Genomic DNA, 21,571 nt, shown 5'->3' on the forward strand with positions numbered 1-21,571 from the left:
GACACACTCGGGCGAATCGGCAACAATCTCGCGCTGACCGCGCTCGCATGCCCGTTTCGGCCGCATGACGATCGACGGTCGCCCGATTTCAACTTGCCGAAGGAATGACTTGCCATGCCGCGACAGGCCCTGTCGATCGTGAAGCCCGCCGTCGACGATATCGTTGCGGGACGCAAGCAGGTGGAAATCCGGTCGTGGGCGCCACCGACCATTCCGTTGCTCGATCTCGTGCTGGTGCAAAACACGATCTATCTGCGACAGGACGGGCAGGAAGATCCCGACGGCCTCGCACTCGCGCTGGTCGACGTCGTGGGCGTGCACGACTGGACGCCTGACGAAGCCCGCTCGCAAGGCAAGCAATGGTGTGCCGGATATGTGTGCTGGGAACTGACGAACGTGCGGGCGATCGACCGGCCTTTCCGGTGCGTTGCCAGGCGAGGCATCTATGCGCTGGCGCTTGCTTCCGGGCAAGCATCGTGACGCTTGCGTCGCGCGCTAAACCGGAATCGACCGCCCCCGCACCCGGATCCCGAGCCGCACGACGCCGATCACCGCATTCGACAGCCACGTGAGCAAGCGCGGCATCCCGCGCCGGCGGATATCGAGCAGCAACACGATCCGCACTTCATCGCTGTCGTTCCACACCTCGTGCATGAACGTGTCGTCCCACAGCAGGAAGCGGCCCTCGTCGAGCCGGTATTCGCATCCATCCACTTTCAGCACGGCGGCCGGCGTGCCGTCCGCGCGCTTCGGCATCGACAGCACGAGATAGCCGCGCAGGATGCCGCGAAACGGCCCGCGATGCGGCGGAATGTGCTTGCCCGGCGCGAGGAACGACAGCGATGCGGACAGCACGTCCGGCGACGCCGCGACGATCGACGCGACAGTCGGGCAGCGCGCCAGGTTGCGCGGGAAAGGGTGGCCGTACGCCTGCATGATGAACATCCGCCAGTCACGTGCATCGTTGGCCGAGATGTCGTACTGCTCGCGCATGATCTCGTGGAAGCGCGGAATACGCGACATGTCGCGCGCCACCGCGAGCGCTTCCGCACGGATCGCAGGCCACGCGCGCACGAAACGCTCGGCATCCGGGAACGCGGCCGTATCGAGCACCGCGTCGCCGTCGATATGGCGGTCGTACAGCGTGCGGAGCAGGCCGGCTGCGTAGTCGTAAGCGACGGACATGGTCGATCGATGGGCGATCCGTATGAGGTGGCGTCAGTCTGCACGAAGCGCGACGGGTGCTGCGTTACGTCAGGTTACGCCGTCTGACGAAAGAATGACAGTTCGATGACCGGTCGACGCAAGCGGCCCGAGCCGCAACGCGCGGGAATAAACGAACCCCCTCCGTCGTCATACGGGTGTAGCACGTCGTCTCGTTGACTTCTGAAGGAGTGGAACATGAACACGCATTGGCTGGTGGCCGCCACGGTGGTGGCGATGTCTGTCGCGGGTGTCGCGACGCAAGCGTCGGCACAGGCGCTCACGCGAGCGCAGGTCAGGCAGGAACTGATCGACGCCGAAAACAACGGGCTGCGCCTCGTGACCGATACGTCGTATCCGGACGTGAGCCCGCTGTTCCAGCGGCAGGCCGAACAGATGCCGCAGCGTCAGTCCAGCACGGCGGTCGGCAGCGATCCGGCCGTTTCATCCGAAGCGGGCAAGCCGGCGGCGATGTCGCCGCGCCAGCGCCCGGCCGCGTGCGTCGGCCCCGCGAGCTTCTGCTCGATCTATTTCGGAAGCTGAACCAACCGCCTGCGTTCGCGGGGCAGGCATTCACAACGGTTGATCGATACGGAACATTGAAGGAGTTCATGATGAAAACATATATCGCAGTACTGACGATGATCGGAGTGATCGTCGGTCAGTCCGCATTCGCGCAATCGGCCGCGCCGCTGACGCGCGCGCAGGTTCGCGACGAGCTGATGCGTCTGGAAGCGGCCGGGTACGACCCGGCGAAGGGCGACGACGGCGAGTATCCGGCGGACATCCAGGCCGCGGAAGCGAAGCTCGCCGAGCAGGATCGGGCCAGGGCGGCAGCCGCCGCCATGCATGCGCCGGCCCCGGGTATGCCGGCGCAGACCAGCAATTAGGTGTCGATATGTACGCGTGTGGCGTCTGGCCGTCGTGTTCGCGGTATGGCAATCCGCGTGCCCTTCGCGCCGCTCGACGTGACCGAAGGGCACCGGCTGCCATGCCGCTCATTGCGCGCCGCTTCGCGCGACGTCGAGATCATCTCGCCAACCGATCCCGATGGGTCGGCAGGTCGATCGCGCGATGAACAGGAAGGCAGGCAGTGCCGCGAACCGGAACAACCCGGTTCATGCAGGCAATGGGAGGGTGCGTTGAAACAGGGGGGGGCGATCACCACGGCATCATGCGCTGCACGACCCGGTCGCGCAGCACGAAGCGGTGCGCCAGCGCGGCTGCCACGTGCAGGCAAATGCCGGCGAACAGCGCCCATGCGAGGATGCCGTGCACGTCGCCCATTGCGTGACCGAATCCCGAGCCGGCCGCCGACAGCGCCGGCAACGGGACGACTCCGATCAGCGTCACGGCCCAAGCGCGCGACGATGCGTTGATCCAGCCGAGCAGCGGTACCGCGAGCAGCAGCGCGTAGAGCGCGAAATGCGTCGCACCCGACAGCGCGCGCATCGCGGGCGGCAGGTCGCTTGCAGGCGGGCGATGCGTCGCGCGCCACAGCACGCGGCAAGCCATCGCCGCAAGCAATGCGGTACCCAAGATCAGGTGCGCGGCGATCAGGCCGATCGGTTGCGTATCGCGATGCACGTCGGGCATCGTCCAGCCGATCGCATATTGCGCGACGACCAGCGCCACGATCAGCCAGTGAAGAAAGCGTGCAACTGCGTCATATCGGGCGGGCGTGGGCATGCAATCTCCAGACGAGCGACGGGGATGGTATCGGTCGGGCGGATTCTACGGTCGAATTCTTAACGAAACGTTAAGCACGCAGTAGGCAGGCCGAGATCGAGCACGACGAGCGTGAAGCGCGTCGTTGCGAGCGCGACTGTGCGTGCGATGGAACGGATTGTAATTGAGCTGTCTTAAACATTGCCGATCCTGAAGAACGCTCAAGGCTTGCTGCCGTCATTCCCGCTACCATCGGCCACGACATTGCTCCCCCAATCCCGATCCCGATCCGGGTTTGCCGCGTCCGGCGCGTACCGAACGCCCCGGCCCACGAATCCGCGACCCTTCAGTTTGATTTCAAATCGATCCGGGTCGCCTGCACGGGAGGTTCATTCTCCATGGCACCCTCGACGATCGAGCGATGGCGCGCCCACCTGCTGATCGCCGCGCTGGCCGGCATGTTCATTCAATGTTTCGTGCTGGTATCGCTGCTTGCATTGCGCATACCCGAGGCGTTTTTCACCACAATGACATTTCGCGTCTGGACCGTCGTCGCGGTTGCGACCGCCATCCTTTCGGCCCGCAAGCTTGCCGACGGGGCGTTCAGGGCCGCGCTCGCGTGCGGATACGTGCGCGTGACCGGAATCGATCGCCGGACGGTAGTTGTGTCATCTGATTGCGCGTATCGTCGATTGGTCGTCCTTCACATCCGGCTCAACGGGAATCGATACGGCAGCGTGCACGGGTGAGCCCGCGTGCGCGGCCGGTTGCGGTCGTACGGGTCACCACTGGGGAGAAGCATGGTTTTGCTGCATGTGCTGCACGCGCTGGCCGGGGCAATGTCGATCGTCTGCGGGCTGGGCGTGTTGCTGGGCATTGCCTACACCGTCACGGCCAGCGTGCTGGTCGGCAGGTTCTTTTCCCGGGCGCCGGCGGTGCCGCGCGATTACCCGGGCGTCACCGTCGCGAAGCCGCTGCACGGCGACGAATGGAATCTCGTACAGCATCTCGAAAGCTTCTTCGTGCAGGACTATCCGGGGCCGGTACAGCACCTGTTCGGCGTGCACGATGCGGGCGACGCGGCGCTCGCGGCCGTCGAGACGCTGCGGGCACGCTATCCGGACGCGAACATCAAGGTCGTCGCCGATGCGCGGCTGTACGGGCCGAACCGCAAGATCGCGAATCTGGTCAACATGCTCGAACACGCGGAGCATTCGGTGCTCTGCCTTGCCGACAGCGACGTGGTGGTCGAGCGCGATTATCTGCGTGCGGTCGTCGGCGCGCTACAGCAGCCGGAAGTCGGTATCGTGACGAGCGTGTATCGCGGTGTCGCGTCGCCGGGTTTCTGGCCCGGTGTCGCCGTCGCGATGACGAATTACCATTTCCTGCCGGGCGTGATTACCGGGCTTTTCATCGGGCGTGCACGGCCATGCTTTGGCCAGACGATTGCGATCACGCGCGCGACGCTCGAACGCATCGGCGGGCTCGCGCGTTTCGCGCATCACCTGGCCGAGGATCACGCGCTCGGCGAAGCGGTGCGGCAAGTGGGTACGCAGGTCGTCATCCCGCCGTTCGTCGTCGGGCATGCCTGTGTCGAAGAGACGTTCGCCAAGCTGTACGCGCACGAATTGCGCTGGAGTTGCACGATCCGCGCGGCGGACCGGCTCGGTCATGCCGGGTCGGTGCTGATGCACCCGGTGCCGCTCGCGCTGCTGGCCGTGCTGTTCTCCGGCGGCACGCTCGCCGCCTGCTGGCTGACGGTCGCGGCGCTCGCCGCGCGGGCGCTGCTGATGGTGAAAACGAGCCGTGCGACCGGTGCCGGCCTGCGCGGCGCCCTCTGGCTGCCGTTCGTCGATCTCCTGCAGTTCCTGGTCTTCGTGTCGAGCTTCTTCTCGTCGCACGTTGTCTGGCGCGGCACGCGCTTTCGCGTCGACCGGGAAGGCTTGTTGTCGCCGGCGGGTGAATCATGACGATCGAGACGAACCCCGCCAACGCCGACGCGGACCGGCAGGCCGCGCGTCACGAGGCGCGGCTCCGGCATGCGGCGCGCGCGGCGGCGCTGGCCGGGCTGGCGCTCGCGGTGTGGCTGATCTGGCGCGAGCATCCGCTGGAAATCCTGCATCGGTTGCGGATCGCCGGCGCCGGGCTGCTCGTCGCCGCGCTGGCGCACATCCTGCCGATGCTCGCGAATGCGTGGGACTGGCGGATGCTGATCCGCGGCCCGCGCCGGCCGTCGTTCGCGACGATGCTGAAGCTCGTGTGGATCCGCGAATCGATCAACGGGTTGCTGCCGGTCGCGCGGATCGGCGGCGAGATCGTGTCGTTCGGGCTGCTGCGGCAGGCGGGCGTGCGGCCGGCGACCGCCGTGGCCAGCCTCGTCGCCGACATGCAGCTCACGTTGATCAGCCAGCTGGTGTTCGCGCTGATCGCGATCGGCTACGTGCTCGAACGCGTGTCGTCCGACGCCGCGCAGGTGGCCGCGCACCTCGCCATCGGCATGGCGGCGCTGGTGCCGGTGTTGCTGCTGTTCGCGCTGGTGCAGCATGCGCGGCCGTTCGAGCGCGCGATGCGCGTGATCAACCGGATCACGAGCGGCAAGGTGGTGGCGCTGGTCGGCGAATCGGCACGCACCGATCAGTCGATCCGGATGATCTGGAGAAAGACCGGCATCGTCGTGCGCTATCTGGGGATCTGGCAGACGCTGCAGTTTGCGGGTTATGCGCTGGAAATCTGGCTCGCGCTGTATTTCCTCGGCGCCGATCCGACGTTTGCGCAGGCGCTCGCGATCGAGGCGCTGATCCAGCTCGTGAGCAGCATCGCGTTCCTGATGCCGGGCGGTTTGGGCGTGCAGGAGGGCGGGTTCGTGCTGATCGGCGGGCTGCTCGGGTTCGACGCGCCGACCTGTCTTGCACTGGCCGGCGCCCGCCGCGTGCGCGATCTGCTGTTCTATCTGCCGGGCTTGCTCGCGTGGCAGTGGGCGGCCGGTTCGGCGAAACGACCGGGCGGCGCGAAGCGCGGGTCGCTGGGCATCGGGGAATCCGCCAGGCCGCGCTGACGCGGCTCGACGGCGACGCGTGCGTGCCGCGCGGCGGGCACGCATCCGCCCGCGCAACGCGGCGCGTGAATCAGCACCGTTCGTCGGCGATATGACTGCGGATCACGTCCGCGAACGACGTGTCGCCCTTCAGCCCGAGCGCTTCCGCGCGCGTCGTGTCCCAGCGGCCCGGCCAGCTGCCGACGATCTTCTCGACGCGCTCGTCGGGCGCGTGGCGGATCAGCTTCACGACGTCGTCGCCCGCGACTTCGCGCAGCGCTTCGATCATCTCGTCGACCGACACCGACAGGCCGGGCAGGTTGATCACGCGCTTGTTGCCGAGCTTCGCGCTGTCGATCTCGCAGCCCGCGACGAGCGCTTCGATCGCACCGCGCGGCGACAGCAGCCACAGCCGCGTCGAACCCGGCACCGGGCACGCGCTTTCCTCGCCGTTCAGCGGCTCGCGGATGATGCCGCTCGCGAACGACGACGCGGCCGCGTTCGGGCGGCCGGGCCGCACGCTGATGGTCGGCAGCCGCAGCACGCGGCCGTCGACGAAGCCGCGCCGCGCGTAGTCGCACAGCAGCAGTTCGGCGATCGCCTTCTCGGCGCCGTACGACGATTGCGGGTTCAGCGCGGTGTCGTCCTGCACGACGTCGGGCAGCGCGCCGCCGTACACCGCGACCGAGCTCGTGAACACGACGCGCGGCTGGTGGCCGCGCGCGCGGCACACTTCGAGCAGCGTGCGCGATGCGTCGAGGTTGATCCGCATGCCGAGATCGAAATCGGCTTCGGCCTGCCCGCTGACGATCGCCGCGAGGTGGAAGATCGCGCCCGTCTGCGTGTCGATCGCGCTTTCGAGCACCGCGCGATCGGCGATGTCGCCGACGATCGACGTCACGCGCGCATCGCCGAAATCGCTGCCCTTGACGACGTCGAGCAGCACCAGCTCGTCGATCTTCGCGATCCGGCCGTCGGGGCCGGTCAGTTCGCCGCGCTCGAGCAGCTTGCGCGCGAGACGCTGGCCGAGAAAGCCGGCGCCGCCGGTGATCAGTACTTTCATCTTTTCTATCCTCGTGGGAATGCTGGATTACAGGTACGGCTTGAGCCAGCCGAGGCCGGCCGACGTGCCGGCCTTCGGCCGGTATTCGCAGCCGATCCAGCCGTCGTAGCCGAGCGCGTCGATCAGCTCGAACAGGTACGGGTAATTGAGTTCGCCGAGATCCGGCTCGTGGCGCTCGGGCACGCCCGCGATCTGGATGTGGCCGATGCCCGCGAAATCGCGCTTGAGCTTCATCGCGAGATCGCCTTCGACGATCTGGCAGTGGTAGCAGTCGAACTGCACCTTCAGGTTCGGCGCGCCGACTTCCGCGCAGATCGCCTGCGCGTCGTCCTGGCGGCTCAGGAAATAGCCGGGCATGTCGCGCTGGTTGATCGGCTCGATCAGGATCGTGACGCCGCGCGGGGCGGCGGCCTGCGCCGCATGCCGCAGGTTCGACAGGTACGTGTCGCGATGGCGCGCGCGGTCGGCGCCCGGCGCGACCATGCCGGCCATCACGTGCAGCTTCTTGTTGCCGAGCACGCGCGCATAGTCGAGCGCCTGGTCGATGCCGCGCCGGAACTCGTCCTCGCGGCCCGGCAGCGACGCGATGCCGCGTTCGCCCGCGGCCCAGTTGCCCGGCGGCGCGTTGAACAGCGCCTGTACGAGGTTGTGCGAGTCGAGGCGCGCGCGGATGTCCTCGGCGGCGAAGTCGTACGGGAACAGGTACTCGACGGCCTTGAAGCCGTCGTAGGCGGCAGCGGCGAAGCGTTCGAGGAACGCGTGCTCGTTGTACATCATCGAGAGGTTGGCGGCGAAGCGTGGCATGGCAGCGGTCCTGTGAATGAATGGGGCGGGGCGCAACGCGCCCCGCGTCGAATGGCGGCTCAGCGGCTCGGCAACTCAGCGGTTCACGAGTTTCGCGGGCGTGAGCCACACGGCGATCGCGCCGATCACGAGCATGGCCGCCAGCACGTACATGCCGGACGACGTGCTGTGCGTGGTGTCCTTCAGGTAGCCGATCACGTACGGGCTCGCGAAACCGGCGAGGTTGCCGACCGAGTTGATGATCGCGATCCCGGCCGCGGCCGCCGAGCCCGCGAGGAACGCGGTCGGCAGCGACCAGAACAGCGGTGCGCAGGTCAGCACGCCGCCTGCCGCGAGCGACAGGAACACGATCGACACCACCGTATTGTGCGAGTACGACGCCGCGACCGCAAACCCGACCGCACCCATCAGCGCCGGCACGATCAGGTGCCAGCGGCGTTCGCGGCGCTTGTCCGCGCTGTGCCCGAACAGGTTCATCGCGACGATCGCGACGACGAACGGGATCGCGGACAGCAGGCCGATCTGGAGCGTATCGGTGATGCCGGTCGACTTCACGAGCGTCGGCATCCAGAACGTGAGGCCGTACTGGCCCGTGACGAACGCGAAGTAGATCAGCGACATCCACCACATGCGCGGGTCGGAGAACACGGCCTTCAGCGAATGGCCGTGCTGCTGCTGTTCCTGCGGCTGCGCGGCGATTTCGTCTTCGAGGAGTTGCTTCTCGCGCTCGTCGAGCCACTTCGCGCCGCGGATGCTGTTGTCGAGATACAGGATCGTCGCGATGCCGACCAGCACGGCCGGCACGGCTTCGATCATGAACATCCATTGCCAGCCGTGGAAGCCCGAGCCGCCGTGGAAGCGCTCCATGATCCAGCCCGACAGCGGGTTGCCGAAGATGCCCGATACGGGGATCGCGGACATGAACACCGCGATGATCTTCGCGCGGCGGTGCGACGGGAACCAGTACGTGAGGTACAGGATCACGCCGGGGTAGAAGCCGGCTTCCGCGAGGCCGAGCAGGAAGCGCAGCACATAGAACTGCGTCGGCGTCTTCACGAACGCGAACAGCGCGGACAGCAGGCCCCACGTGATCATGATCCGCGCGATCCAGATGCGCGCGCCGAGGCGGTGCATCAGCAGGTTGCTTGGCAGTTCGAACAGAAAGTAGCCGAGGAAGAAAATCCCCGCGCCGAGGCCGAACACGGTTTCGCTGAACGCGAGATCCTGCGACATCTGCAGCTTCGCGAAGCCGACGTTCACGCGGTCGAGATATGCGACCACGTAGCAGAGCATCAGGAACGGCACGATGCGCCAGAACACTTTCTTGTAGGTGCGGTCAAGTTCCGCGGAATGGGCAGGCGCGGCGGGCGAGCGGCTTGCGGCCGCATCGAGAGCAGTCATCGTCGTCTCCAAGGATGTCGTGTGCCGGCGGCGCGTAGGCCGCCGGATCGTATGTGTGTGCTGACGGAAGGGCCCGCGCACACGGCGGGCATGGGAATCGGTACGTGGTGCGCGCCGCGTTACCAGCGCGCGCCGAAGGTCTCGCGCAGTTCGTCGAGCGCCGCGTCGGAAAGCGGCTCGGGCTTCGGGTTCGTCATCAGCCACAGCCGTGCCGTTTCCTCGAGTTCCTCGAGCGCATACGACGCGTGCGATACCGACGGCCCCCACATCACGGGGCCGAGGCGGTCGAGCAGCACGCCGCGCACCTGGTCGGCGAGCGCCGCGACTTCGGCCGCGACGGCCGGGTCGCCGGGGCGGCGGTAACGGATCAGCGGAATATGGCCGACCTTCATCACGTAGTACGGCGTGATCGGCGGCAGCACGTCGGTGTCGCGCCACACGCCCGCGAGCGTCAACGCGACGAGGTGCGTCGAATGCGTGTGGACGACGCCGTTCGCTTCCGCGTTGCGCGCGTAGATGCCGCGATGCAGCGCGAGCGTCTTCGACGGCTTGCCGCCCGACATGGGCTGGCCGTCGGCGCTGACTTTCGCGATGTCGTTCGGGTCGAGCCGGCCGAGGCACGCGTCGGTCGGCGTGATCAGCCAGCCGTCGGGCAGGCGCGCGCTGATGTTGCCGGCGCTGCCGACCGCGTGGCCGCGTGCGTACAGGCTCGCGCCGACGACGCAGATCTCTTCGCGCAGTTTCGCTTCGTCGCTCATCATGCGGCTCCGTCCAGCGCGCGCAGCGCCTTGTCGAAAAAGTCCGTCGCGCCGAAGTTGCCGGATTTCAGCGCGAGGCCGAGCGGCTGCGCATCGATGGTGGCCGTGGCCGGCACGCCCGGATCGATTTGCGCGCCGATCTGCAGCGACTTCACGTCGAGCGCCTGCACGACCGCGCCGGACGTCTCGCCGCCGGCGACGACGAACTTGCGCACGCCGAGCTCGCGCAGGCCCTGCGCGATCGCCGCGAGCGTGCTTTCGACGAGATGACCGGCCACTTCGACACCGAGCGCCTGCTGCACGGCCTTCACTTCGTCGGGCGTCGCGGTCGCGTAGATCAGCACCGGCTGCGGCAGGTGTGCGCGCGCGAACGCGAGCGCTTCAGCGACGACGGGCTCGCCGCGCGACGCCGCAAGCGGATCGATGCGGAAGCTCGGCCGCGTGGCGCGCCACGCGGCGACCTGCGCGTTGGTGGCTTTCGATGCACTGCCGGCGAGCACGGCCGACAGCCCGTCGATGCGCGGCAGCGATGCCGCATTGTCGCGTTCGGGCAGTTGCTCCGCGCGGCGGAAATTCGCGGGCAGGCCGAGCGCGATGCCCGAGCCGCCGGTGACGAGCGGCAGGCCCGCGCATGCTTCGCCGAGCACGTACAGGTCGCGGTCGGACAGCGCGTCGGCGATCGCGAAGCGCGCGCCTTCCGCGCGCAACTGGTCGATCCGCGCGCGCACCGCGGCCGCGCCCAGCGCGATCGTGTCGTAGCGGATCAGACCGACCGGCGACTTTGTCTGCCGCTGCAGCACGCGCACGAGGTTCGCGTCCTTCATCGGCGTGAGCGGATGGTTCTCCATGCCCGATTCGTTCAGCAGCACGTCGCCGACGAACAGGTGGCCGCGATAGATCGTGCGGCCGTTCTCCGGGAACGCCGGGCACGCGATCGTGAAGCCGCCGCCGGCCGCATCGAGCAGCGCGTCGGCGACGGGCCCGATGTTGCCCGCATCAGTCGAGTCGAATGTCGAGCAGTACTTGAAGAAAAACTGCCGGCAGCCCTGCGCGCGCAGCCATTCGTACGCGGCGAGCGATTGCGCGACGGCATCGGCCGCGGGAATCGTGCGCGACTTCAGCGCGACGACGATCGCGTCGGCGTCGAGCGTTGCGTTGCCGGCAGGCACGCCGATCGTCTGCACGGTGCGCATGCCGCTCTTGACGAGCATGTTCGCGAGATCGGTCGCGCCGGTGAAATCGTCGGCGATGCAGCCGAGCAGGGGACGGGAAGCGGAAGCGGTCATGGCGGGAACGTCGTACGAATCAGCGGGCGGGCGGCAGCGTGATGCCGGGGAAAGTCTTGATCACGGCGGAATCGTCCTCGCCGCCGTGGCCGGCGCTCGACGCGCTCATGAACATCTGGTGCGCGGTGGCCGACAGCGGCAGCGGGAACTTGCTGCGGCGCGCGGTATCGAGCACGAGGCCGAGATCCTTCACGAAGATGTCGACGGCCGACAGCGGCGTGTAGTCGCCGTTCAGGATGTGCGGCACGCGGTTCTCGAACATCCACGAATTGCCGGCGCTGTGCGTGATCACGTCGTACAGCGCGTCGGCATCGACGCCTTCGCGCAGGCCCAGCGCCATCGCTTCGGCCGCGGCTGCGATGTGCACGCCGGCCAGCAGCTGGTTGATGATCTTCACCTTCGAGCCGATGCCGTGCGTGTCGCCGAGGCGGTAGACCTTGCCGGCGATCGCGGCGAGCACGTCCTCGCAGCCCGCGTACGCGGCGGCCGGGCCCGACGTCATCATCGTCATCTCGCCCGATGCCGCGCGAGCGGCGCCGCCCGACACGGGCGCATCGAGCATCTGCAGGCCGGCGGCCTCGATGCGTGCGCCGAGCGCGACCGCGAATTCGGGCGCGACGGTCGCGCTTGCGATCACGACGCCGCCCGGCTTCATCGCCGCGACCGCGCCGTGCTCGCCGAACAGCACCGTTTCCGTTTGCGCGGCATTGACGACGAGCGTGACGACGACGTCGCACTGCGCGCCGAGTTCGGCCGGCGTCGCGCAGGCAATGCCGCCTTCGGCGGCGAACGCCTGCAGCACGGTGTCGCGTACGTCGCATGCGTGCACGCGCAAGCCTGCGCGCAGCAGCGAGCGGGCGACGCCGAGGCCCATCGCGCCGAGGCCGATGACTCCAATATTTCGTGACATGGTCAACCTTGATCGATTCGGGAGAGGTTCGGGACAACAGCGGCGGCGGGCGCCGCCGGCTTCAGCAGATGCCGGCTTCCGCGAGACGTCGGGCGGCGTTGTACATGTGCGTGCGCGCCGCGTTGCGCGCCGCCATCGGGTCGCGCGCGCGGATCGCGTCGGCGATCGCCGCGTGTTCCTCGCGCACCTGGCGCGAGAAATCCTCGCGCGTCGCTTCGTTGCTGCGCGTGACTTTCACGCCGGCTTCGAGGTACTGGTTCAGGAACTGCAGCGTCTTCAGGAAATACGGGTTGCCGGTGACGGCGGCGATCGTGCGGTGGAACGCGACGTCTTCCGCGACGCCGTCGCGCCCTTCTGCGACCGCCTCGTCGATCTCGCGCAGCGCGTCGTCGATGTCGGCCATGTCGTCGGCGGAGTGGTGCAGCGCGGCTTCGGCCGCGACTTCAGCCTCGATCGCGCGGCGCACCGCGAGCAGGTGCGGCATCGAGCTCGCCTCGACGGCTTCCGCATAGTCGATCCGCAGCGGCCGGATCGCGCCGTGCTGGTTCACGTACACGCCGCTGCCCTGGCGCGGCTCGACCACGCCTTCGTTCTTCAGCCGCGAGATCGCCTCGCGGATCACGGTGCGGCTCACGCCGAATTCCTGCGCGAGCACGGCTTCGGTCGGCAGCTTGCCGGTGGCCGAGAAACTGCCGACTTCGATCTGCTTGAGCAGTTGCTGCGCGACATGGTCGCTCATCGCGCGGGCGGGAATTTTCTCGAACATGGCGCTCAGGTTTGTAAGGTGATGTGGTCATCATACAAATTTGAGCGTGAGGCAGCATCCGTGATAACCCTCGGTTAATGATGTGCAACGTCGGTCAAGTTGACTGAAACCGGTTCCATTTGAATCGAAACCGGCGCGATCGGATGCTGTTTCGCGGTTGGTCGGCCGGTCTGGAAAGAGACGCGCGGGTACCTGCGGCCGTCAGTCGGCGATGTCCTCGACGGGGTCGGCCGCCGCGTCTGGCGCGCCGGCTTCCGCCACTTCGCCGCCGCGTTCGCGATACGTCGCCGGCGGCACGCCGAACTGCTTGCGGAATTCGCGCCCGAGGTGCGACGCATCGGCGAACCCGCAGCTCGACGCGATATCGGCCACCGTGCGGTCCGAACTCGTCAGCAGCCACGCGGCGGTGCGCAGCCGCACCTGCTTCGCGAACACCTGCGGGCTCTTGCCCGTCTCGGCCTTGAACAGGCGCTCGAGCTGTCGCGTCGACAGGTCGAGCTTGCACGCCAGTTCATCGAGCGGCAGCGTGCGCCCGACATGCTGTTCCATCAGGAGAATCGCGCGCTTGACCTTCGGATGCGTCGCCGGCTCGAGCCCCGGCGGATGCGGCTGCGGCGCGTTGCCCTTCTGCATCTCGCCGACGAGCAGGATGCGCAGCGCCTTCTGCACGGTTGCATGATCGAAATGGCGCAGCAGGATCGCGGCGGCGACATCGATCGACGCGCGGCCGCCCGAACAGGTGATCCGGCGCCGGTCGATCACGAACAGCCGGTCGGCGATCAGCAGGTCGGGATCGGCGGACGGGAAGCGTTCGATGAAATCCCAGTAGTGGAACCAGCTCACGCAGGTGCGGTAGCCGTCGAGCACGCCGGCGCGCATCAGCGTGAACACGCCGGTGCAGATTCCGACGACCGTCGCGCCGCCCGTCGCCGCGCGGCGGATGAAGTCGAGCGTTTCGGGGCCGGCTTGCGGCCCCGAATGCAGCAGCCCGCCGACCACGACCACATAGTCGAACGGCTCGGCCGCGTCGAACGTCTCCCACGGCGTGATCTGGATCCCGCAGCTCGCGCGCACCGGCGCGAGGGTCTCGCCGATCACGCTCCACGCGCAGCGCACGGGTTTGCTGTAGTCGCCGTCGTCGGCCGACAGCCGCAGCATGTCGACGAAGCCCGAGAAGGCCGTCAGCGTGAAGTTCGGCAGCAGCACGATGCCGAAGCGGATACGCCGCGGTGCGGGTTCTGCAAGGGGGGAAGCGGGTACGTCGGGTGTCATCGCGGCCAATCTCGTCACGCCGGGCAGGCGGTCTCACTCATTTCACTCTGGTTGCGGGTACGGCTGCCGAGGCGGCGCGGATGGTGCCAGCGTCGCCGATCGGCTTCGGCCGGACTTGTGGTTTTCCGTCGCGAACCATCGCCAAAACGTACTTTCGGGCCGGCCGGCGCGGTACTTGGCGGCGGTATCCCACGCCGATGCCGTTTTTGTTCTATCGGCCAATTTTACGCTTTGATGTACTGGTGCCCAACGTCATTCCACGCATGTCATCCAGAGGAAGCCAGATGAACGTCAGCGCGTTCGACCTGTTCAAGATCGGCATCGGCCCGTCCAGTTCGCATACGGTCGGCCCGATGATCGCCGCGTGCCGCTTCGCGTCGCACGTGGAGGACGCGAACCTGCTCGGCTTCGTGCGCCGCGTGCGCGTCGAGCTGTACGGCTCGCTCGGCGCGACCGGCAAGGGCCACGGCACCGACAAGGCCGTGCTGCTCGGCCTCGAGGGCCACCTGCCCGACACGATCGATCCCGACCTGATCGAGCCGCGGCTCGCCGCGATCCGCGCGGAGAAGTCGCTGTCGCTGCTCGGCAAGCAGACGGTCCGCTTCGAGGAAAAGGAGCACATCGGCTTCTTTCGCAAGATGATGAGCGGCACGAGCATCGTGCACCCGAACGGAATGCGCTTCCAGGCATTCGACGAACACGGCCAGTTGCTGGTCGAGAAAGAGTATTACTCGGTCGGCGGCGGTTTCGTCGTGAACCGCGACGGCGATCGCGTGAACGGCGTGCGCGCGGCGGTCGAGGTGCCGTACCCGTTCCGCACCGGCGACGACCTGATGCGGCAGTGTCGCGAACACGGGCTGTCGATCGCCGAACTGATGCTGCGCAACGAATGCGCGCTGCGCCCCGCCGACGAAGTGCGCGCCGGGCTGCTCGCGATCTGGCGCACGATGGCCGCATGCGTCGAGCGCGGCTGCAAGGTCGAGGGCGAGCTGCCGGGCCCGATGCGCGTGAAGCGCCGCGCGGCCGAGCTGAACGGGAACCTGCGCGCGCGCTCGGAAGAGTCGCTGCGCGACCCGCTGTCGATGCTCGACTGGGTCAACCTGTACGCGATGGCCGTCAACGAGGAGAACGCGGCGGGAGGGCGCGTCGTCACCGCGCCGACCAACGGCGCGGCCGGCGTGATTCCCGCGGTGCTGCACTACTACGTGAAATTCGTGCCGGGCTCGAACGAAGCCGGCATCGTCGAATTCCTGCTGACGGCCGCGGCGATCGGGATCATCTACAAGGAAACCGCGTCGATCTCCGGCGCGGAAGTCGGTTGCCAGGGCGAAGTGGGCGTCGCGTGCTCGATGGCCGCGGCCGCGCTCGCCGCGGTGATGGGCGGCACGCCCGACCAGGTCGAGAACGCCGCCGAGATCGGCATGGAGCACAACCTCGGGATGACCTGCGATCCGGTCGGCGGGCTCGTGCAGATCCCGTGCATCGAGCGCAACGCGATGGGCGCGATCAAGGCGCTGAACGCGTCGCGCATGGCGCTCAAGGGCAACGGCCAGCACTACGTGTCGCTCGATTCCGTGATCAAGACGATGCGCGAGACGGGTGCCGACATGAAGACGAAATACAAGGAAACGTCGCGCGGCGGTCTCGCCGTGAACGTCATCGAATGCTAACGAAGGGTCAATCATCATGAGCCGCTACTCGATATTCAGCCTGTTCCGCAACGGCCTCTCGTATCACGAGAACTGGGAAAAGCAGTGGAAGAGCCCGGAACCGAAGAAGGAATACGACGTCGTGATCGTCGGCGGCGGCGGCCACGGCCTCGCGACCGCGTACTACCTCGCGAAGGAACACGGGATCACGAACGTCGCGATCCTCGAGAAGGGCTGGATCGGCGGCGGCAACACCGCGCGCAACACGACGATCGTGCGCTCGAACTATCTGTGGGACGAATCGGCCGCGCTGTACGAGAAGGCGATGAAGCTGTGGGAAGGGCTGTCGCAGGACCTGAACTACAACGTGATGTTCAGCCAGCGCGGCGTGATGAACCTCGCGCACACGTTGCAGGACGTACGTGACACCGAGCGCCGCGTCAACGCGAACCGGCTGAACGGCGTCGATGCCGAATTCCTGACGCCCGCGCAGATCAAGGAAATCGAGCCGACGATCAACCTGAACAGCCGCTACCCGGTGCTCGGCGCATCGATCCAGCGCCGTGCGGGCGTCGCGCGTCACGACGCGGTGGCCTGGGGCTTCGCGCGCGGCGCGGATCGCGCCGGCGTCGACATCATCCAGAACTGCCAGGTGACGGGCATTCGCCGCGAAGGCGGCGCGGTGGTCGGCGTCGATACGGTGAAGGGCTTCATCAAGGCGAAGAAGGTCGCGGTGGTGGCGGCCGGCAACACGACGACGCTCGCCGACATGGCCGGCGTGCGCCTGCCGATCGAAAGCCACCCGCTGCAGGCGCTGGTGTCCGAGCCGATCAAGCCGGTGGTCAACTCGGTGATCATGTCGAACGCGGTGCACGCGTATATCAGCCAGTCCGACAAGGGCGATCTCGTGATCGGCGCGGGCATCGACCAGTACACGGGCTTCGGCCAGCGCGGCAGCTTCCACATCATCGAAAGCACGCTGCAGGCGATCGTCGAGATGTTCCCGGTGTTCTCGCGCGTGCGGATGAACCGCCAGTGGGGCGGTATCGTCGACGTGTCGCCGGACGCGTGCCCGATCATCACCAAGACCGACGTGAAGGGCCTTTATTTCAACTGCGGCTGGGGCACCGGCGGCTTCAAGGCGACGCCCGGCTCGGGCTGGGTGTTCGCGCACACGATCGCGCGCGACGAACCGCATCCGCTGAACGCGCCGTTCGCGCTCGACCGCTTCTACACGGGCCACCTGATCGACGAGCACGGCGCTGCCGCCGTTGCGCACTAAACCCACCATTGGAGAAAGAAACATGTTGCTGATCGAATGTCCGTGGTGCGGGCCGCGCGCCGAATCCGAATTCTCTTGCGGCGGCGAAGCCGACATCGTGCGCCCCGTCAACAACGAGAACATGACCGACCGCGAATGGGGCGAATACGTGTTCATGCGCGAGAACAAGCGCGGGCTGCACAAGGAGCAATGGCTGCACGCGCAGGGCTGCCGACGCTGGTTCAAGGCCACGCGCGACACGGTGACCTACGATATCAAGGGCTACGAAAAGTTCGGCGGCGACGCTGCCGGCAACGCACACGAAGAGGGCACGAGCAAATGAGCCAGAAAGACCGCCTCGGCACCGGTGGCCGCATCAATCGCGCGATTCCGTTGACGTTCACGTTCAACGGCCGCACGTATCAGGGCTTCCAGGGCGACACGCTCGCGTCCGCGCTGCTCGCGAACGGCGTGCACTTCGTCGCGCGCAGCTTCAAGTACCACCGCCCGCGCGGGATCGTGACGGCCGACGTCGCGGAACCGAATGCGGTCGTGCAGCTCGAATCGGGCCCGTACACGGTGCCGAACGCGCGCGCGACCGAAATAGAGCTGTACCAGGGGCTCGTCGCGACGAGCGTGAACGCCGAGCCGACGCTCGAGAACGACAAGTACGCGATCAACCAGAAGTTCTCGCGCTTCCTGCCGGCCGGCTTCTACTACAAGACCTTCATGTGGCCGCGCAAGATGTGGCCGAAGTACGAAGAGAAGATCCGCGAGGCGGCCGGCCTCGGCAAGGCGCCCGAGGCGCTCGACGCCGATCGCTACGACAAGTGCTATGCGCACTGCGACGTGCTCGTCGTCGGCGGCGGCCCGTCGGGCCTCGCGGCCGCGCATGCGGCGGCCGTGGCCGGCGCGCGCGTGATCCTCGTCGACGACCAGCGCGAGCTCGGCGGCAGCCTGCTGTCGTGTCGCGCCGAGATCGACGCGAAGCCCGCGCTGCAGTGGGTCGAGAAGATCGAGGCCGAGCTGCGCAAGCTGCCCGACGTGACGATCCTGTCGCGCAGCACCGCGTTCGGCTACCAGGACCACAACCTCGTGACGGTCACGCAGCGCCTGACCGATCACCTGCCGGTGTCGATGCGCAAAGGCACGCGCGAGCTGCTGTGGAAGGTCCGCGCGAAGCGCGTGATCCTCGCGACCGGCGCGCACGAGCGTCCGATCGTGTTCGGCAACAACGACCTGCCGGGCGTGATGCTCGCGTCGGCCGTGTCCACCTACGTGCATCGCTTCGGCGTGCTGCCGGGCCGCAACGTGGTCGTGTTCACGAACAACGACCGCGCGTACCAGGCCGCGCTCGACCTGAAGGCATGCGGCGCGAAGGTAACGGTCGTCGATTCGCGCGCATCGTCGAACGGCGCGCTGCCGGCCGCTGCAAAGCGGCAGGGCGTGACGGTGATGAGCGGCGCGGTCGTGACGGCCGCTTCGGGCAAGTGGCGCGTATCGTCGGTCGACGTCGCGTCCAGCACGAACGGCCAGGTGGGCGGCAAGCTGCAGACGCTGCCGTGCGACCTCGTCGCGATGTCGGGCGGCTTCAGCCCCGTGCTGCACCTGTTCGCGCAATCGGGCGGCAAGGCCTGCTGGAACGACGAGAAGGCATGCTTCCTGCCGGGCAAGCCCGTGCAGGCGGAAGCGAGCATCGGTGCGGCGGCCGGCGAATTCGGCCTCGCGCGCGCACTGCGGCTCGCGGTCGATGCCGGCGCGGAAGCGGCGAAGGCGGCGGGCTTCACGGCCGCGCAGCGCCCGGTCGCGCCGCAGGTCGCTGAAACCGTCGAAGGCGCACTGCAGCCGCTGTGGCTCGTCGGCAGCCGCGAGGCCGCGGCGCGCGGGCCGAAGCAGTTCGTCGACTTCCAGAACGACGTGTCGGCTGCGGACATCCTGCTCGCCGCGCGCGAAGGCTTCGAGTCGGTCGAGCACGTGAAGCGCTATACGGCGATGGGCTTCGGCACCGACCAGGGCAAGCTCGGCAACATCAACGGGATGGCGATCCTCGCGCAGGCGCTCGGCAAGACGATTCCGGAAACGGGCACGACGACGTTCCGCCCGAACTACACGCCGGTGACGTTCGGCACGTTCGCGGGCCGCGAACTCGGCGATTTCCTCGACCCGATCCGCAAGACCTGCGTGCATGAATGGCACGTCGAGCACGGCGCGCTGTTCGAGGACGTCGGCAACTGGAAGCGGCCGTGGTATTTCCCGAAGAACGGCGAGGATCTCCATGCGGCCGTGAAGCGCGAGTGCCTCGCGGTGCGCAACAGCGTCGGCATCCTCGACGCGTCGACGCTCGGCAAGATCGACATCCAGGGCCCCGATGCGGTGAAGCTGCTGAACTGGATGTACACGAACCCGTGGAACAAGCTCGAAGTCGGCAAGTGCCGCTACGGGCTGATGCTCGACGAGAACGGGATGGTGTTCGACGACGGCGTGACGGTGCGCCTCGCCGACCAGCATTTCATGATGACGACCACGACGGGCGGCGCGGCGCGCGTGCTCACGTGGCTCGAACGCTGGCTGCAGACCGAATGGCCCGACATGAAGGTGCGGCTCTCGTCCGTCACCGATCACTGGGCGACGTTCGCGGTGGTCGGCCCGAAGAGCCGCAAGGTCGTGCAGAAGGTGTGCCAGGACATCGACTTCGGCAACGAGGCGTTCCCGTTCATGAGCTACCGCAACGGCACCGTCGCGGGCGCGAAGGCGCGCGTGATGCGGATCAGCTTCTCGGGCGAGCTGGCCTATGAAGTGAACGTGCCGGCGAACGCGGGCCGTGCGGTGTGGGAAGCGCTGATGGCGGCCGGTGCCGAGTTCGACATCACGCCGTACGGCACCGAGACGATGCACGTGCTGCGCGCGGAGAAGGGCTACATCATCGTCGGCCAGGATACCGACGGCTCGGTCACGCCGTACGACCTCGGGATGGGCGGGGTCGTCGCGAAGTCGAAGGACTTCCTCGGCAAGCGTTCGCTCGCGCGTTCGGACACGAAGAAGGAAGGCCGCAAGCAGTTCGTCGGCCTGCTGACCGAGGACGAGCAGTTCGTGCTGCCGGAAGGCGCGCAGATCGTCGCGAAGGACACGCAGGTGTCGGCGGTCGATCCGACGCCGATGATCGGCCACGTGACGTCGAGCTACTACAGCCCGATCCTGAAGCGCTCGATCGCGCTCGCGGTGGTGAAGGGCGGCCTGAACAAGATGGGCGAGAGCGTCGTGATTCCGCTGGCCAACGGCAAGCGCATCACCGCGACGATCTCGAGCCCGGTTTTCTACGATACCGAAGGGGTGCGCCAGCATGTGGAATGAAACGAGAAACCAGACGCAGGTGGCGGGCGCGGGCGCCGTGACGCTTGAATCGCCGTTCGTCGGCGCGGTCGACGTGCTGAAGACGCACCAGGCGCGCGCATCGAACAAGTTCACGCTGCGCGAGCGGCCGTTCCTCGATCTCGTCAACGTCCGCGGCGAGTTGAGCGATCCGGCGTTCGTGAGCGCGTTCGAACGCGTGGTCGGCTGCCGGCCGCCCGCGCAGCCGAACACAGTCGCGCGCGGCGCCGAGTACGACGTGCTGTGGCTCGGCCCCGACGAATGGCTCGTGCGCTCGAACGGGCCCGTGCCGGCCGGCGTGCTGGAGGCCAAGCTCGCGGATGCCGTGCAGGGCACGTATTCGGCGGCCGTCGACGTCGGCAGCGGCTACACGGTCGTCGAGATCAGCGGCGAACGCGTGCGCGACGTGCTCGCGCGCGGCTGCCCGCTCGATCTCCACCCGCGTGCGTTCAAGCCGGGCCAGTGCGCGCAGTCGCATTACTTCAAGTCGTCGATCGTGCTGATCCCGACCGGCGACGATACGTTCGAGATCGTCCTGCGCCGCAGCTTCGCCGACTACTTCGTACGCATCATGCTCGACGCTGCCGCGCCGCTCGCGTCATGAAGCCGTTCGACGAACCGTTCGTGGCGATCGACGCGCCGCGCCTGCGCGGGCGCGGCTGGAGCGTGTTCGTCGACGAACTGAAGGTGCCCGCGCGGATCGGCATTCATGCGCACGAGCATGAAGCGCCGCAACCGATCGTGATCGATGCGCGGCTCGGGTATCGCTGCGAGCCGAGCGAGCAGGGCGAGTGGATCGATTACGACGGCTATTGCGCGCGCGTCGCGGCGTTTCTGTCGCACAAGCCGCATACGCGGCTGCTGGAGACGCTCGTCGCCGATATCGCGGTGCTGTCGTTTCGCGAATGGCCGGCGCTGGAGTCGCTGACGCTGTCGGTGTACAAGCCGAAGATCCGGCCGGGCACGAAACGCGTCGGCGTGTCGCTCGACTGGACGCGCGGGGATTATTTGCGATGGACGGGGGCGGCGGGGCAGATTTGAGAGACGGATTGAAGTGGGCGGGCGGCATAGTTTGCCGTCTTGCATAATTCCTGAAACATAAGAACAATAGGTCATCTGCTCAGACA

General features: G+C 67.4%; 22 protein-coding genes. 12 read left to right on the top strand and 10 right to left on the bottom strand.

What is annotated here, in order from left to right:
• Nucleotides 1–114: 114 nt before the first annotated feature.
• Nucleotides 115–480, top strand: coding sequence for an ASCH domain-containing protein (locus ABD05_RS23615; protein ID WP_047902465.1), 366 nt, complete (start codon nt 115–117; stop codon nt 478–480).
• A gap of 15 nt (nt 481–495) precedes the next feature.
• Here the strand turns inward: ABD05_RS23615 and ABD05_RS23620 are convergent, their stop codons facing one another.
• Entirely contained in the window at nt 496–1,185 is a 690-nt protein-coding gene (locus tag ABD05_RS23620) for an aspartyl/asparaginyl beta-hydroxylase domain-containing protein (protein ID WP_047902466.1), read from the bottom strand.
• Nucleotides 1,186–1,401: 216 nt separating this feature from the next.
• On the opposite strand from ABD05_RS23620, the gene ABD05_RS23625 reads away from it, so the two are divergent.
• Together ABD05_RS23625 and ABD05_RS23630 are read left to right on the top strand one after the other, a co-directional pair.
• A complete protein-coding gene (locus ABD05_RS23625) occupies nt 1,402–1,746 on the top strand; it encodes a DUF4148 domain-containing protein (protein ID WP_047902467.1) in 345 nt (114 codons plus the stop codon).
• 71 nt (nt 1,747–1,817) lie between these two features.
• Entirely contained in the window at nt 1,818–2,093 is a 276-nt protein-coding gene (locus tag ABD05_RS23630) for a DUF4148 domain-containing protein (RefSeq protein ID WP_047903756.1), read from the top strand.
• A 271-nt stretch (nt 2,094–2,364) separates the two neighbouring features.
• Here the strand turns inward: ABD05_RS23630 and ABD05_RS23635 are convergent, their stop codons facing one another.
• Nucleotides 2,365–2,892, bottom strand: coding sequence for a cytochrome b (locus tag ABD05_RS23635; protein ID WP_047902468.1), 528 nt, complete (start codon nt 2,890–2,892; stop codon nt 2,365–2,367).
• Between the two features lie 377 nt (nt 2,893–3,269).
• On the opposite strand from ABD05_RS23635, the gene ABD05_RS23640 reads away from it, so the two are divergent.
• The 3 genes from ABD05_RS23640 to ABD05_RS23650 are packed head-to-tail and all read left to right on the top strand — an operon-like array spanning nt 3,270 to nt 5,926.
• A complete protein-coding gene (locus ABD05_RS23640) occupies nt 3,270–3,620 on the top strand; it encodes a hypothetical protein (RefSeq protein ID WP_047902469.1) in 351 nt (116 codons plus the stop codon).
• A gap of 51 nt (nt 3,621–3,671) precedes the next feature.
• Nucleotides 3,672–4,841: a bacteriohopanetetrol glucosamine biosynthesis glycosyltransferase HpnI gene (hpnI, locus tag ABD05_RS23645; protein ID WP_082146203.1), complete on the top strand. Its 1,170-nt coding sequence runs from the start codon at nt 3,672–3,674 to the stop codon at nt 4,839–4,841.
• Entirely contained in the window at nt 4,838–5,926 is a 1,089-nt protein-coding gene (locus ABD05_RS23650) for a lysylphosphatidylglycerol synthase domain-containing protein (RefSeq protein WP_047902470.1), read from the top strand. Before hpnI ends, ABD05_RS23650 begins: the two co-directional genes overlap by 4 nt.
• 70 nt (nt 5,927–5,996) lie before the next feature.
• Here ABD05_RS23650 and denD read toward each other — a convergent pair whose 3' ends face one another.
• The 8 genes from denD to ABD05_RS23690 form a co-directional block, all read right to left on the bottom strand.
• Nucleotides 5,997–6,968: a D-erythronate dehydrogenase gene (denD, locus tag ABD05_RS23655; RefSeq protein ID WP_047902471.1), complete on the bottom strand. Its 972-nt coding sequence runs from the start codon at nt 6,966–6,968 to the stop codon at nt 5,997–5,999.
• A gap of 27 nt (nt 6,969–6,995) precedes the next feature.
• The gene (otnI, locus tag ABD05_RS23660) at nt 6,996–7,772 is read right to left on the bottom strand and encodes a 2-oxo-tetronate isomerase (RefSeq protein ID WP_047902472.1); all 777 of its coding nucleotides are present in this window, start codon (nt 7,770–7,772) and stop codon (nt 6,996–6,998) included.
• A gap of 75 nt (nt 7,773–7,847) precedes the next feature.
• A complete protein-coding gene (locus tag ABD05_RS23665) occupies nt 7,848–9,173 on the bottom strand; it encodes an MFS transporter (protein WP_047902473.1) in 1,326 nt (441 codons plus the stop codon).
• Between the two features lie 119 nt (nt 9,174–9,292).
• Nucleotides 9,293–9,934, bottom strand: coding sequence for a 3-oxo-tetronate 4-phosphate decarboxylase (gene otnC, locus ABD05_RS23670; RefSeq protein ID WP_047902474.1), 642 nt, complete (start codon nt 9,932–9,934; stop codon nt 9,293–9,295).
• Nucleotides 9,931–11,217 (bottom strand): 3-oxo-tetronate kinase, encoded by a 1,287-nt coding sequence (gene otnK, locus ABD05_RS23675; RefSeq protein WP_047902475.1) that lies wholly within the window; start codon nt 11,215–11,217, stop codon nt 9,931–9,933. The genes otnC and otnK overlap by 4 nt, the downstream gene beginning before the upstream one ends.
• Before the next feature lie 19 nt (nt 11,218–11,236).
• Nucleotides 11,237–12,127, bottom strand: a complete 891-nt coding sequence (ltnD, locus tag ABD05_RS23680; RefSeq protein ID WP_047902476.1) for an L-threonate dehydrogenase — start codon at nt 12,125–12,127, stop codon at nt 11,237–11,239.
• Nucleotides 12,128–12,188: 61 nt separating this feature from the next.
• Entirely contained in the window at nt 12,189–12,893 is a 705-nt protein-coding gene (locus ABD05_RS23685; RefSeq protein WP_047902477.1) for a FadR/GntR family transcriptional regulator, read from the bottom strand.
• A 201-nt stretch (nt 12,894–13,094) separates the two neighbouring features.
• Nucleotides 13,095–14,165, bottom strand: a complete 1,071-nt coding sequence (locus ABD05_RS23690; protein ID WP_047903758.1) for a GlxA family transcriptional regulator — start codon at nt 14,163–14,165, stop codon at nt 13,095–13,097.
• Nucleotides 14,166–14,449: 284 nt separating this feature from the next.
• Between ABD05_RS23690 and ABD05_RS23695 the strand changes: the two genes are divergently transcribed.
• The 6 genes from ABD05_RS23695 to ABD05_RS23720 are packed head-to-tail and all read left to right on the top strand — an operon-like array spanning nt 14,450 to nt 21,485.
• Nucleotides 14,450–15,835, top strand: coding sequence for an L-serine ammonia-lyase (locus tag ABD05_RS23695; RefSeq protein WP_047902478.1), 1,386 nt, complete (start codon nt 14,450–14,452; stop codon nt 15,833–15,835).
• Between the two features lie 16 nt (nt 15,836–15,851).
• Nucleotides 15,852–17,096: a sarcosine oxidase subunit beta family protein gene (locus ABD05_RS23700; protein WP_006480591.1), complete on the top strand. Its 1,245-nt coding sequence runs from the start codon at nt 15,852–15,854 to the stop codon at nt 17,094–17,096.
• 22 nt (nt 17,097–17,118) lie between these two features.
• Entirely contained in the window at nt 17,119–17,418 is a 300-nt protein-coding gene (locus ABD05_RS23705) for a sarcosine oxidase subunit delta (RefSeq protein ID WP_027790629.1), read from the top strand.
• The gene (locus tag ABD05_RS23710; RefSeq protein ID WP_047902479.1) at nt 17,415–20,426 is read left to right on the top strand and encodes a sarcosine oxidase subunit alpha family protein; all 3,012 of its coding nucleotides are present in this window, start codon (nt 17,415–17,417) and stop codon (nt 20,424–20,426) included. The genes ABD05_RS23705 and ABD05_RS23710 overlap by 4 nt, the downstream gene beginning before the upstream one ends.
• Complete coding sequence (locus ABD05_RS23715; protein ID WP_047902480.1) at nt 20,416–21,048, top strand: sarcosine oxidase subunit gamma; 633 nt, start codon at nt 20,416–20,418, stop codon at nt 21,046–21,048. Before ABD05_RS23710 ends, ABD05_RS23715 begins: the two co-directional genes overlap by 11 nt.
• Entirely contained in the window at nt 21,045–21,485 is a 441-nt protein-coding gene (locus tag ABD05_RS23720) for a dihydroneopterin aldolase (protein WP_047902481.1), read from the top strand. The genes ABD05_RS23715 and ABD05_RS23720 overlap by 4 nt, the downstream gene beginning before the upstream one ends.
• The last annotated feature ends 86 nt before the right edge of the window (nt 21,486–21,571 follow it).

Origin of the sequence: Burkholderia pyrrocinia, from assembly GCF_001028665.1 — a bacterium.
In the GTDB taxonomy this organism is placed as follows: Bacteria; Pseudomonadota; Gammaproteobacteria; order Burkholderiales; family Burkholderiaceae; genus Burkholderia; species Burkholderia pyrrocinia.